Source organism: Streptomyces sp. HUAS TT7 (genome assembly GCF_051550175.1).
In the GTDB taxonomy this organism is placed as follows: domain Bacteria; phylum Actinomycetota; class Actinomycetes; order Streptomycetales; family Streptomycetaceae; genus Streptomyces.
This window is the reverse complement of the sequence record NZ_CP196175.1, coordinates 5,202,407-5,214,381: the sequence shown is the minus strand read 5'-3', so window position 1 is coordinate 5,214,381 and position 11,975 is coordinate 5,202,407. Positions and strand designations below refer to the sequence as shown.

The following is an 11,975-nucleotide window of genomic DNA, read 5'->3' as shown; positions in this document are numbered from 1 at the left end:
AAAAGGGGGCCTGCCCGGGGCCCGACTATGCTCGGGCAGCGCGTTCGTCGCCCGTACGCCGCCCGCCTCCCGAGCCCGCACTTCCAGGAGCACCGCATGGCCCTCAAGATCACCGTGATCGGCACCGGATATCTCGGAGCCACCCATGCCGCGGCCATGGCGGAGCTGGGGTTCGAGGTGCTCGGCCTGGACGTGGTCCCCGAGAAGATCGAGCTGCTGGGCCAGGGGCGCGTCCCCATGTACGAGCCCGGCCTCGAAGAGCTGCTGCGCAAGCACGTCGCGGGGATCGAGGGGGCGACCGGGCGGCTGCGGTTCACCACCTCCTGGGAGGAAGTGGGGGCGTTCGGCGATGTGCACTTCGTCTGCGTGAACACCCCGCAGAAGCACGGCGAGTACGCCTGTGACATGAGCTTCGTGGACTCCGCCTTCGGCTCGCTCGCCCCGCACCTGCGGGACGGGGCGCTGGTCGTGGGCAAGTCGACGGTGCCGGTCGGCTCGGCGGCCCGGCTCGCGGCGGCGCTGCCCGAGGGCGTGGAGCTGGCGTGGAACCCGGAGTTCCTGCGCGAGGGCTTCGCCGTCGACGACACCCTGCACCCGGACCGGATCGTGGTCGGCGTGGAGAGCGAGCGCGCCGAGAAGCTGCTCCGCGAGGTGTACGCGGGCCCCATCGGCGAGGGCTCTCCGTTCGTGGTGACCGACTTCCCGACTGCCGAGCTGGTCAAGACCGCCGCGAACTCCTTCCTCGCCACCAAGATCTCGTTCATCAACGCCATGGCCGAGGTCTGCGAGGCCGCCGACGGCGACGTGGTGAAGCTGGCCGAGGCCATCGGCCACGACGAGCGCATCGGAAAGAAGTTCCTGCGGGCCGGCATCGGCTTCGGCGGCGGCTGCCTGCCCAAGGACATCCGGGCGTTCATGGCGCGGGCCGGCGAGCTCGGCGCCGACCAGGCGCTGACCTTCCTGCGCGAGGTCGACTCGGTCAACATGCGCCGCCGCGGCCACATGGTGGAGCTGGCCCGCGAGGCGGTGGGCGGCGAGACCTTCCTCGGCAAGCGGGTCGCGGTCCTCGGCGCCACCTTCAAGCCCGACTCCGACGACGTACGGGACTCCCCCGCGCTGAACGTCGCCGGGCAGATCCACCTCCAGGGCGGCCAGGTCACGGTGTACGACCCGAAGGGCATGGCCAACGCCCGCCGCCTCTTCCCGACGCTCGGCTACGCCGACTCGGCGTACGACGCGGTGCGCGGCGCCGATGTCGTCCTGCACCTGACCGAGTGGCGCGAGTTCCGCGACCTCGACCCGGCCGAGCTCGCGAAGGCCACCTCCAGCCGGATCATCCTGGACGGGCGCAACGCGCTGGACCCGGCGAAGTGGCGCGAGGCGGGCTGGACGTACCGCGCGATGGGACGTCCGCGCGCCTGACGGCCCGTGCGGTCAGGGCCCCGCTCAGGGCCCGTCGAGGTCCTCGATCGTGGCCTTCGACGGGGTCCTGCGCGGCGCCGTGGCGCGGGCCGTGAACTCCACATCGCGGACGACCCGGGCGAAGTTCTCCCAGGTCAGCGCCCCGATTTCGGGTTCGGTCCAGCCCCGTCCGAGGAGTTCGGCGATCAGCGTCGGATAGCAGGAGGCGTCTTCGAGGCCGGGGATCCGCGGGGCGCCCCTGACCAGCCCGAACGTTCCCGCAAGCCCCACGTGGGAGGGCCCGGCCACATCCCGCACCCGCTCGATGTGATCGGCCACATCGCGTACGGAGACGGCCCGGCCGCCCTGCTCGATCTGCTCGGGGTCGAAGCTCACCAGGCAGACCCCGCCGCTCATGCCCAGCTCGGCGAGCAGCTCGTCGGAGGCGTTCAGCGGGTGCTTGGTGAGGGAGGCCGCCGCCGAGCGCGAGAGCAGCGCCGGGGCCTTGGAGTTGTCGATGATGCGGCGCCAGGTGCCCGGTTCCGCGCCCGAGAGGTCGAGCAGCATCCCGAGCCGGTTCGCCTCGCGCACCACTTCCAGGCCGAAGCGGGTGAGCCCCGGCTCGGTCCAGCGGGTGCCCGGGCCCAGCGCGAGGACCCGCACACCGAGGAGGTGGTACGCCCGCAGCGTGCCCAGCGAGTCGCCGAGCGCGTGCGCGGCCACGGGGCCGAGGAACGAGGCGATGCGGCCGCAGTTGCGGGCGTCCGCGAGGTCCCCGCCGCTCAGGGCGAGCCGCAGCCACTCCGGGTACGAGGCGATCAGCGAGCGGATCCGGTCGAGCCGGTCCAGGGTGACGCCTGCCGGGTCCGGACAGTCGGCGTCCGCGGTCAGCGCCCAGAACTGCGCGCCCACCCCGCCGGCCCGCAGCCGCGGGATGTCCGTGTCGAGCCCGCTCTCGCCGACCTCCAGGTCGTGCCAGGGGATCTGCCCGAGGGCCTTCGCCAGGGTGTTGTGCCCGTCCGCCACGGGGTAGGCGGCGAGCAGGTTCCGGGCCCGGGCGAGGCAGTCGTCGCCGTATTCCGGTACGTATACGGGGGCGGGGGGTCCGGGGGGTCCGGGGTTCGGCTCGAACTCGCCGACGGCCGAGGTGTCCTCGGGGGCGTCCTGCAGATCTGCCATGACGTGCTCCCGGCGGGTCGGCGGTGGCGGCAGTACGGCCACGGTGCCATGCGGGGGCGGCGGGGTCGCGGCGGATGGGCCGTTCGGGGGCCCCTTCCCCCACCCCGCCCCTTCCCGAGACCCGCCGGGGGTTGGAGTAAGAGGGAGGCCGGTCTCCTGGGGCTCCGCCCCAGACCCCGTTCGCGCCTTAAGGGCGCTCGTCCTCAAACGCCGGACAGGCTAAAGATGCCTGCGCTGGCCAGCACCGACGCTGTTAGGGGCGCGAGGAACTGCGCGACCAGCAACCACGGCCCGCGGCCGGTCGACGGCCTGCTCAGCCCCTCCGGCGTTTGAGGAGCGGGGGTCCGGGGGCGGCGCCCCCGGAAGGTGGCCCGGGTCAGGCGTCCAGGTCTGCTCGCACCGCGTTCGAGGGGCCACGCCGAGCGCGCAGCTCCCTGGAAACGGACTCCGCGTCGCGCAGCACCCGCACCGCATTCGACCACGTCAGCTTCGCCAGGTCCGCCGAGGACCAGCCCCGGGACAGCAGCTCGGCCACCAGGTTCGGGTACCCCGAGACGTCGTCCAGGCCCGCCGGCGTGAACGCCGTACCGTCGAAGTCGCCGCCGATCCCGATGTGGTCGACCCCGGCGACCTCCCGCATGTGGTCCAGGTGGTCCGCCACCGTCGCGGCCGTCGCGATGGGCCTGGGGTTCGTCGCCTCGAACGCCTCGTGGAGCTTCATCGCCTCCGGCGAGGTGTCCAGGTGGTGGTGTCCGTGCGCCCGCAGGTTCTCGTCCGCCGCCTGGGTCCAGGCCACCGCCGCCGGCAGGATGAACTTCGGGACGAAGGTCGCCATCGCCACCCCGCCATTGCCCGGCAGCTGGGCCAGTACGTCGTCCGGGATGTTGCGCGGGTGGTCGCAGATCGCCCGGGAGGAGGAGTGGGAGAAGATCACCGGGGCGGTAGTGGTCGACAGTGCGTCCCGCATCGTCGTCGCTGCCACGTGCGACAGGTCCACCAGCATGCCCATGCGGTTCATCTCGCGTACGACCTCGTGGCCGAACGGCGAAAGACCCCCCACCCCCGGCTCGTCCGTCGCCGAGTCCGCCCACGGCAGGTTGTCGTTGTGGGTCAGGGTCATGTACCGGACGCCCAGCGCGTACAACGCCCTCAGCGTGGCAAGGGAGTTGTTGATCGAGTGGCCGCCCTCGGCGCCCTTCAGGGAGGCGATGCGGCCCTCGGCGCGGGCCGCCTCCATGTCGTCCGCGGTGAGCGCGGGCGCCAGGTCGCCGGGGTAGCGGGCCAGCATCTGGTCGACGCAGTCGATCTGCTCCAGGGTCGCGCTGACCGCCTCGTCGCCCGCCAGGTCGGTACGGACGTACACGGACCAGAACTGCGCGCCGACCCCGCCCGCCCGCAGCCGCTTGAGGTCGGTGTGGGTGCGGCCGGTCAGGTCGGTCGCGAGGTCGCAGCGTTCGAGGTCGTAACGTGCCTTGGCGCGCAGCGCCCAGGGCAGGTCGTTGTGGCCGTCGACGACGGGGTGGCGGGAGAGCAGGGCGCGGGCTTCGTCGAGATGCGTCATGGGACTCACTTTCCGAATCCGAAGGCGCCCGAACCCTCGACCTTCGCCCGCAGCCGCTTGCCCTTCTCGGTGGCCTGGTCGTTGAGCTCCTGCTGGAACTCCCGCATGCGGGCGAGGAGTTCGGCGTCGTGCACCGCCAGGATGCGCGCCGCCAGCAGGCCCGCGTTGCGCGCGCCGCCGACCGAGACGGTGGCGACCGGCACCCCGGCCGGCATCTGCACGATGGACAGCAGCGAGTCCATGCCGTCCAGGTACTTGAGCGGGACCGGGACGCCGATGACCGGCAGCGGGGTGACCGAGGCCAGCATGCCGGGCAGGTGGGCGGCGCCGCCCGCGCCCGCGATGACCGCCTTCAGGCCGCGGTCCGCCGCGTGCTCGCCGTACGCGATCATCTCGTGCGGCATCCGGTGCGCGGAGACGACGTCGACCTCGTACCGGATCTCGAACTCGTCGAGGGCCTTGGCGGCGGCCTCCATGACCGGCCAGTCGGAGTCCGAGCCCATGACGATGCCGACGACGGGACCAGTGGTGGAGCTCATTCGGTGATCGTTCCTCTGAGGTAGTCGGCTGCGTGGCGGGCCCGCTCGCGGACGTCCGCGAGGTCGTCGCCGTAGGTGTTGACGTGGCCCACCTTGCGGCCGGGCTTCACGTCCTTTCCATACATGTGGATCTTGAGCTGCGGGTCCCGGGCCATGCAGTGCAGGTACGCGTAGTACATGTCCGGGTAGTCGCCGCCGAGCACGTTGCACATCACGGTCCACTTCGACCGCGGGCGCGGGTCGCCCAGGGGGAGGTCGAGGACGGCGCGGACGTGGTTGGCGAACTGCGAGGTGATCGCGCCGTCCTGGGTCCAGTGGCCGGAGTTGTGCGGGCGCATCGCGAGCTCGTTGACCAGGATGCGGCCGTCGCGGGTCTCGAAGAGCTCGACCGCGAGGTGGCCGACCACGCCCAGCTCCTTGGCGATCCGCAGCGCGAGTTCCTGCGCCTCGCCCGCCAGCGCGTCGTCGAGGTCGGGCGCGGGGGCGATCACCGTGTCGCAGACCCCGTCCACCTGGATCGACTCGACCACGGGGTAGGCCACGGCCTGGTCGCTGGGGGACCGTACGACGTTGGCCGCCAGCTCCCGTACGAAGTCGACCTTCTCCTCGGCGAGGACGTCGACGCCCGCCTTGAAGGCGTCGGCCGCGTCCGCCTCGGAGCGTACGAACCACACGCCCTTGCCGTCGTAGCCGCCCACCACCGTCTTGAGGATGACGGGGTAGCCCTCGCCCTCGGCTGCGAACGCGCTCACGTCCGCCGGGTCGGCCACGACGCGGTGGCGGGGGCAGGGCGCGCCGATCTCGCTGAGCCGGGCGCGCATCACCCCCTTGTCGTGGGCGTGCACCAACGCGTCGGGCCCCGGCCGGACGACGATGCCGTCCGCTTCCAGGGCCCGCAGGTGTTCGGTCGGAACGTGTTCGTGATCGAAAGTGATCACGTCACAGCCGCGCGCGAAGTCACGCAGCGTGTCCAGGTCGCGATAGTCGCCGATGACGACGTCGCTCACCACCTGGGCCGCCGAGTCCTGCGGGGTGTCACTGAGGAGCTTGAATCTGATGCCGAGGGGGATGCCCGCCTCGTGGGTCATGCGGGCGAGCTGACCGCCGCCGACCATGCCGACTACCGGGAACGTCACACCTCCAGGGTATCCGCCGCCTCCGCGGGCCCTCCATGGCCCGGTTGCGCCCGGGGCAATACGGACGCCCGGGGGCGTCGCGCGGAGGGGGTGGTTAGCATGGGCGGGTTGACTGGCACGAAAAGCACACCTACTCGGACGGGGCTGGGCGATCACCATGAGTGCACAGGGCGCGTCGCCATCGCGACTGCGACTGCTCGTCCGGGAGGTCGCCAAGTTCGGAGCCGTCGGCGGGCTCGGGGTACTCGTGAACATGGGCGCCTTCAACCTGCTGCGGCACACGACCGAGCTCCAGGTCGTGCGGGCCAGCCTGCTGGCCACCGCGATCGCGGTCGCCTTCAACTACCTGGGCTTCCGCTACTTCACCTACCGGGACCGCGAGAAGAGCGGCCGGGCCCGTGAGCTCACCCTGTTCCTGCTGTTCAGCGTGGTCGGCGCGGTGATCGAGAACGGGATTCTGTACGCGGCGACGTACGGCTTCGGCTGGAACAGCCCGTGGCAGAACAACTTCTTCAAGTTCGCCGGCATCGGCATCGGCACGCTGTTCCGGTTCTGGTCCTACCGCACCTGGGTCTTCCGCGCACTGCCCGCCCGGGAGGCCGTGCAGACGGCGGAATCGTTTCTCGACGACCCCCGGCCCGCCGTCCCCGCCAAGCGCTGACCGCGTGCGCTGAGCCACCAGGGCGGGTCAGCGGATCGTTTCCGTACGCTCCGGCTCCCGGCGCCCCCGCGCCTCCCTGCTGAGGAACAGTGCGAACACCGCCGGCTGCTGCTGGAGCATTTCGAGCCGGCCGCCGTCGGCCTCCGCGAGGTCGCGGGCGACGGCGAGGCCGATGCCCGTGGAGTTGCGGCCGCTGATGGTCCGCTCGAAGATCCGCGCACCGAGGTCGGGACGCACGCCCGGGCCCTCGTCGGTGACCTCCACCACGGCCTGGTTCCCGGTGACGCGGGTGCGTACCGCGACCGTGCCGCCGCCGTGCATCAGCGAGTTCTCGATCAGCGCCGCCAGCACCTGGGCGACGGCGCCCGGCGTTCCGACCGCCTTCAGACCCGTCTTCCCCGAGCGCACGATCGCGCGGCCCGCGCTGCGGTAGGCCGGGCGCCACTCCTCCAGCTGCTGCTTGACGACCTCGTCCAGGGAGAAGACCACGGCCGAACCGGTGCGCGGATCGCGGTTGTTGGTGAGGAGGCGCTCCACGACGTCGGTGAGCCGCTCGACCTGGGTGAGCGCGATCGTCGCCTCTTCCTTGACCGTGTCGAGGTCGTCGGTGAGGGCGATCTCCTCCAGGCGCATGGACAGCGCGGTCAGCGGCGTACGCAGCTGGTGCGAGGCGTCCGCGGCGAGGCGGCGCTCCGCGGTGAGCATCCGGCCGATCCGGTCGGCCGAGGAGTCGAGCACATCGGCGACCCGGTCGAGCTCGGGCACCCCGTACCGCTTGTGGCGCGGGCGCGGGTCGCCCGAGCCGAGCCGCTCGGCGGTCTCGGCGAGGTCGGTGAGCGGGGAGGCCAGCTTGTTGGCCTGGCGTACGGCCAGGAGCACCGCGGACACGATGGCGAGCAGGGCCACCGCGCCGATGATCAGCAGCGTGCGCCCGACCTCCTTCGTGACCGTGGAGCGGGACTCCTCGACCAGGACGGACTCGCCGCGCTCGCCCACGGCGGTGCCCTTGATGACGGTGCCCTCGGGCTTCTGGCCGATCTCCATCACCGGGCGGCCCGGGATCTCGATGCGGGCGTAGCGCTTGGGGTCGATCTGTTCGTCCAGGACCTGCGCGTTGATCGTCTCGTTCGCCAGGGTGCGGCTGTCGACGACGGAGACCAGCCTCAGCGCCTCGGAATTGACGCTCTCCTGGGCGCTGCTGCTGATGGTCCGTGTCTCGACGATGACGAGGGAGACGCCGAAGACCGCGATCACCACGAGAACGACCGCGAGTGTGGAGTTGATCAGTCGACGGCGCATGTGCGGAGGTGCTCTAGCTCTTCTCGAAGCGGAAGCCGACTCCGCGGACGGTGGCGATGTAGCGCGGGTTGGCCGCGTCGTCGCCGAGCTTCTTGCGCAGCCACGAGATGTGCATGTCGAGCGTCTTGGTCGAGGACCACCACGTGGTGTCCCAGACCTCGCGCATGAGCTGGTCGCGGGTCACGACCCGGCCGGCGTCCCGCACCAGGACCCTGAGCAGGTCGAACTCCTTGGCGGTGAGCTGGAGCTCCTCGTCGCCCATCCAGGCGCGGTGCGACTCGACGTCGATCCGCACCCCGTGGGTGGCGGGCTGGGGCACCGGCTCGGTGGCGCCGCGGCGCAGCAGCGCCCGGACCCTCGCGAGCAGTTCGGCCAGGCGGAAGGGCTTGGTCACGTAGTCATCGGCGCCGGCGTCGAGGCCGACCACGGTGTCCACCTCGTCGGCGCGGGCGGTGAGCACGAGGATGGGGACGGTGTGTCCCTCGGAGCGCAGCCTCCGGGCGACTTCGAGGCCGTCCATGCCGGGAAGCCCCAGGTCGAGCACGACCAGGTCGGCGCCCCCCTGCAGTCCGGCGTCGAGGGCGGTCGGGCCGTCCTCGCGCACCTCGACCTCGTAACCCTCCCTGCGCAGGGCGCGGGCCAGTGGCTCCGAGATGGACGCGTCGTCCTCGGCGAGCAGTACACGGGTCATGGAGGTGATGGTAGTCCGCGGCGGCGACAATGCGTCAGGTGATCCACCCACCCTGCGGGTCTACGAAGCGATCTTGTTTAACACCTTCGAATCACGGTCAGTGGTTCCAGGGATGCCTGTGATCCATCTCTCAAGTCCTTCCATATGCCGCAGTTGGGTGACGTATGGTGTGCCAACGCCTATAGCACTACACGGGGACCTTTGGCTTGCTTGGCGCGCCAAGGGTCTCTTTTCTGCACAGGACCGGCTTCGCCAGTCTTGAGATCAGTGAATGACCTACGGGCCGGGCCCCAGCGCGAAGAAGCGCAAGGGGTGTGGATCCCGGTGTGGCCTGTCCTTCCCGCGCTCCCCCACGGAGCCGGACCCCAAAGGCGTTGGGGGGACAGTCTCCATGCCGGTGCCGGCCCTCCCCCACCGGGCGCGACTCAACGCTCACGAAGCGCGCGTCCCGAGCAAGCAAGGATCGACCATGGCGTCCAGCCTGACGAAGGACTCCGCCAGCACCACTGGCACCGAGAAGACCTTCCTCGGCCACCCCCGCGGCCTGGCCAACCTCTTCATGACGGAGATGTGGGAGCGCTACAGCTTCTACGGCATGCGGGCTCTGCTCGTGCTCTACCTGGTCGCCCCGGCGTCCAACGGCGGGCTCGGGTTCAACATGGCCACGGCCACCGCGATCTACTCCGTGTACAACGCGATGGTGTACCTGCTCGCCCTGCCGGGCGGCTGGCTCGCCGACCGCGCCTGGGGTGCCCGCAAGACGGTCGCCGTCGGCGGCACGATCATCATGATCGGCCACTTCCTCCTGGCCGTGCCGGTCGAGATCTCGTTCTTCATCGGGCTCGCGGCCATCGCGATCGGCTCGGGTCTCCTCAAGGCCAACATCTCCACGATGGTCGGCCACCTGTACCCGGACAAGAACGACCCGCGTCGCGACGGTGGCTTCACGGTCTTCTACATGGGCATCAACCTCGGTGCCTTCGCCGCCCCGCTGACCATCGGCACCGTCGGCCAGAACGTCAACTGGCACTTGGGCTTCGCCTTCGCCGGTGTGGGTATGGCGCTTGGTCTGCTGTTCTTCTTCCTCGGTACGCGCCACTTGTCGGCGGAGAGCGACGTCGTCCCGACGCCGATGTCCGAGACCGAGCGCGCCTCGATCATCAAGAAGGTCCTGCTGTGGCTGGCCGTCGCGGTCGTCGCCTACGGCGCCCTCGCCCTCTCGGGTCACTTCACCGTCGACTGGGCCATCTGGCCGCTGACCATCGCCGGCCTCGTCATCCCGGCCTGGTACCTGCTGCGCATCAAGCGTGACAAGGACCTCGACGAGGTCTCGCAGTCCCGGATGTCGGCGTACGTCTGGTTCTTCGTCGCCGCGGCCGTCTTCTGGGGCATCTACGACCAGACCGGCTCGACGCTGAGCGTGTTCGCGCAGGACAAGACCGCGAACAACCTGTTCGGCCTGAACTTCCCGTCCAGCTGGTTCCAGTCCCTGAACCCGCTGTACGTGATGGCCCTGGCCCCGGTCTTCGCCTGGCTCTGGGTGTACCTGAGCAAGCGCAGCAAGGAGCCGAGCACGCTGTCGAAGTTCGCCTTCGGCCTCACGCTCATCGGCGCCTCGTTCTTCGTGATGATGCTGGCCCAGGCCGCCGCGTCCGGCGACGTCAAGGTCACCCCGCTGTGGCTGTGCAGCGTCTACCTGATCCAGACCATCGGTGAGCTGACGCTCTCCCCGGTCGGGCTCTCGCTGACCACCAAGCTGGCGCCGCAGAAGTACGCCTCCCAGATGATGGGTGTCTGGTTCCTGGCCGTCACGGCCGGCGACTCGGTCATCGCGCTGCTCCAGCTGGTCGGTGCCCCGACCGACTCGACGTACTGGTTCGCCAGCCAGGGCGGGCTCGCCGTCCTCGCGGGTGTCGCGATCTTCATGTTCCGCAAGAAGGTCAAGCCGCTCATGGGTGGCGTGCACTAAGCACCGCCTACGCAGACGGAGAGCCGCCGCACCACGAAGGTGCGGCGGCTCTTCGCGTTCCCGGGGTACGTCAGCGCGTGCCGCGCAGGCGCCGCCACGGGGTGAAGGTGAAGATCGCGCCGCCGAGCAGCAGGACCGTGCCCGCGACCAGGCCGAGCGCGCGCAGGGCGCCCGTGTCGCTCGCGCCGGTCTGGGCCAGGCCGCCGGACGTCGAGGAGCCGGTGGCCCCCGTCGTACCCGCCGTACCCGCGGTGCCCGACGTGCCCGCGGAGCCGCTGCCGCCGGCCGCGCCGCCGGGCTGGGCCGCCGTGTCGAGCTCCAAGGAGACCGGCGCCGAGCCGGAGACCTTGCACGGGATGTGGATCGGCGAGCCGCCCAGGGTGACGTCGATGGACAGGTCGCCCGGGCTGAGCGTGGACTTGCCGGAGGCGCCCGGCTTGTAGGTGCCCGTCATGTCGGTGAGGCTCACCGGGGCGCCCGACTTGATCGGGTCGGGGTTGGCGGGGCCGGTGACGGCCACCGAGCCCTTGTCGGCGCCGCCGACGGCGACCTGCATGGACGGCTTGAGCGCGCCCGCCGGAAGGTCCGCCGGGCTGTTCATGACGCCCTTGGCGGTCTTGACGGTGAGGTCGTAACTCCCGCCGTTCTTCTTGGCGTTGACGGTCACCTTGGACTGGATGCCGGCAGGGCCCGGCGACGTGCAGGCGAAGTTGACGGCGACTTCCTTGCCGGGGAAGTCGGTCTGGCCACCGCTGCCGCCGGTGGTTCCGGCGGCCGTCGAGCCGCCGGAGGCCGAGCCGCCGGTCGCGGTGCCGCCGCTGGTCGTGCCGCCAGTGGTGCCGCCCGAGGTCGTCGTGCCGCCGGTGGTGGACCCGCCGGTCGTGCCCCCGGAGGCCGTCGTGCCGCCCGACGTGGAGCCGCCGGTGGCGCCTCCGGACGTGGTGCCGCCAGAGGTCCCCCCTGACGTACCGCCGGTCGTGCCTCCCGCGTCCGTCACCTTGATCGTCGCGCCGACCCCGACCGCCGCCTTCGGCGTGCACTTGGTGTCCGTCGACATGATCTGGTTGACGTTGATGTTGTACGCGTCCGGCGTCAGGGTGACGTCGCCCGCCTTGGTCAGCTTCAGCTTGGCCGTCATGTCCGACAGGATCATCGGGCTGTTCTTGGGGATCGGCGGGTTCTGCCGGGGGCCCTTCATGGGGATGTCGGCGCTCTGCGCGCCGCCCGCCTTGAGGGTGCCGGTCGGCAGGACGACGTCCTTGTTGAGGTCGAGGACGTTGGGGTTGTTGGACGCGGCCTGGGTGAACTTCCAGACGACGTCCACCACATCGCCCACCTTGGCCGTGGCGGGCGCGGTGATCTGCACCTTCGTCGTCCCCTCGACCGGCGGCAGACCGGAGACGGACGGCGGTATGCACTCGGTGGCGTACGAGACTTCGGCTGCTTGTGCGGGACCTGCGGCCAGCATGATCCCCGCGCCGCCGAGCATCAGCGCGAGACCGGCCGCGCTCATCCTCCGTTGCGTGGTCACGGATTTCC

10 protein-coding genes are annotated in these 11,975 nt (G+C 70.8%); 3 read left to right on the top strand and 7 right to left on the bottom strand.

Annotated features, from left to right (window positions below):
• The first annotated feature begins 96 nt into the window (after nucleotides 1–96).
• Nucleotides 97–1,422 (top strand): UDP-glucose dehydrogenase family protein, encoded by a 1,326-nt coding sequence (locus ACSHXC_RS23575; protein ID WP_438293513.1) that lies wholly within the window; start codon nucleotides 97–99, stop codon nucleotides 1,420–1,422.
• A gap of 24 nt (nucleotides 1,423–1,446) precedes the next feature.
• Here ACSHXC_RS23575 and ACSHXC_RS23570 read toward each other — a convergent pair whose 3' ends face one another.
• The 4 genes from ACSHXC_RS23570 to ACSHXC_RS23555 all read right to left on the bottom strand — a co-directional run bounded on the left by ACSHXC_RS23570 (nucleotide 1,447) and on the right by ACSHXC_RS23555 (nucleotide 5,816).
• On the bottom strand, nucleotides 1,447–2,580 hold the full coding sequence (locus ACSHXC_RS23570) for a dipeptidase (RefSeq protein WP_438293512.1): 1,134 nt from the start codon (nucleotides 2,578–2,580) through the stop codon (nucleotides 1,447–1,449).
• Between the two features lie 376 nt (nucleotides 2,581–2,956).
• Entirely contained in the window at nucleotides 2,957–4,141 is a 1,185-nt protein-coding gene (locus ACSHXC_RS23565) for a dipeptidase (protein ID WP_438293511.1), read from the bottom strand.
• A 5-nt stretch (nucleotides 4,142–4,146) separates the two neighbouring features.
• On the bottom strand, nucleotides 4,147–4,680 hold the full coding sequence (gene purE, locus ACSHXC_RS23560) for a 5-(carboxyamino)imidazole ribonucleotide mutase (protein ID WP_438293510.1): 534 nt from the start codon (nucleotides 4,678–4,680) through the stop codon (nucleotides 4,147–4,149).
• Nucleotides 4,677–5,816, bottom strand: a complete 1,140-nt coding sequence (locus ACSHXC_RS23555) for a 5-(carboxyamino)imidazole ribonucleotide synthase (RefSeq protein WP_438293509.1) — start codon at nucleotides 5,814–5,816, stop codon at nucleotides 4,677–4,679. The genes purE and ACSHXC_RS23555 overlap by 4 nt, the downstream gene beginning before the upstream one ends.
• Before the next feature lie 157 nt (nucleotides 5,817–5,973).
• On the opposite strand from ACSHXC_RS23555, the gene ACSHXC_RS23550 reads away from it, so the two are divergent.
• A complete protein-coding gene (locus tag ACSHXC_RS23550) occupies nucleotides 5,974–6,477 on the top strand; it encodes a GtrA family protein (RefSeq protein WP_438293508.1) in 504 nt (167 codons plus the stop codon).
• A 27-nt stretch (nucleotides 6,478–6,504) separates the two neighbouring features.
• Here the strand turns inward: ACSHXC_RS23550 and ACSHXC_RS23545 are convergent, their stop codons facing one another.
• Entirely contained in the window at nucleotides 6,505–7,776 is a 1,272-nt protein-coding gene (locus ACSHXC_RS23545; protein WP_438293507.1) for an ATP-binding protein, read from the bottom strand.
• A 13-nt stretch (nucleotides 7,777–7,789) separates the two neighbouring features.
• Entirely contained in the window at nucleotides 7,790–8,467 is a 678-nt protein-coding gene (locus ACSHXC_RS23540) for a response regulator transcription factor (protein ID WP_053725082.1), read from the bottom strand.
• A 469-nt stretch (nucleotides 8,468–8,936) separates the two neighbouring features.
• Here ACSHXC_RS23540 and ACSHXC_RS23535 point away from each other — a divergent pair, with 469 nt between their 5' ends.
• Entirely contained in the window at nucleotides 8,937–10,436 is a 1,500-nt protein-coding gene (locus ACSHXC_RS23535; RefSeq protein WP_438293506.1) for a peptide MFS transporter, read from the top strand.
• A gap of 70 nt (nucleotides 10,437–10,506) precedes the next feature.
• Here the strand turns inward: ACSHXC_RS23535 and ACSHXC_RS23530 are convergent, their stop codons facing one another.
• The gene (locus ACSHXC_RS23530; RefSeq protein ID WP_438296776.1) at nucleotides 10,507–11,949 is read right to left on the bottom strand and encodes a hypothetical protein; all 1,443 of its coding nucleotides are present in this window, start codon (nucleotides 11,947–11,949) and stop codon (nucleotides 10,507–10,509) included.
• Nucleotides 11,950–11,975 lie beyond the last annotated feature (26 nt).

Coding starts and splice junctions, on each gene's coding strand:
- ACSHXC_RS23550 (WP_438293508.1), top strand. CDS start 5,974: ATGAGTGCACAGGGCGCGTCGCCATCGCGACTGCGACTGCTCGTCCGG.
- ACSHXC_RS23530 (WP_438296776.1), bottom strand. CDS start 11,949: ATGAGCGCGGCCGGTCTCGCGCTGATGCTCGGCGGCGCGGGGATCATG.
- ACSHXC_RS23540 (WP_053725082.1), bottom strand. CDS start 8,467: ATGACCCGTGTACTGCTCGCCGAGGACGACGCGTCCATCTCGGAGCCA.
- ACSHXC_RS23570 (WP_438293512.1), bottom strand. CDS start 2,580: ATGGCAGATCTGCAGGACGCCCCCGAGGACACCTCGGCCGTCGGCGAG.
- ACSHXC_RS23545 (WP_438293507.1), bottom strand. CDS start 7,776: ATGCGCCGTCGACTGATCAACTCCACACTCGCGGTCGTTCTCGTGGTG.
- ACSHXC_RS23535 (WP_438293506.1), top strand. CDS start 8,937: ATGGCGTCCAGCCTGACGAAGGACTCCGCCAGCACCACTGGCACCGAG.
- purE (WP_438293510.1), bottom strand. CDS start 4,680: ATGAGCTCCACCACTGGTCCCGTCGTCGGCATCGTCATGGGCTCGGAC.
- ACSHXC_RS23565 (WP_438293511.1), bottom strand. CDS start 4,141: ATGACGCATCTCGACGAAGCCCGCGCCCTGCTCTCCCGCCACCCCGTC.
- ACSHXC_RS23575 (WP_438293513.1), top strand. CDS start 97: ATGGCCCTCAAGATCACCGTGATCGGCACCGGATATCTCGGAGCCACC.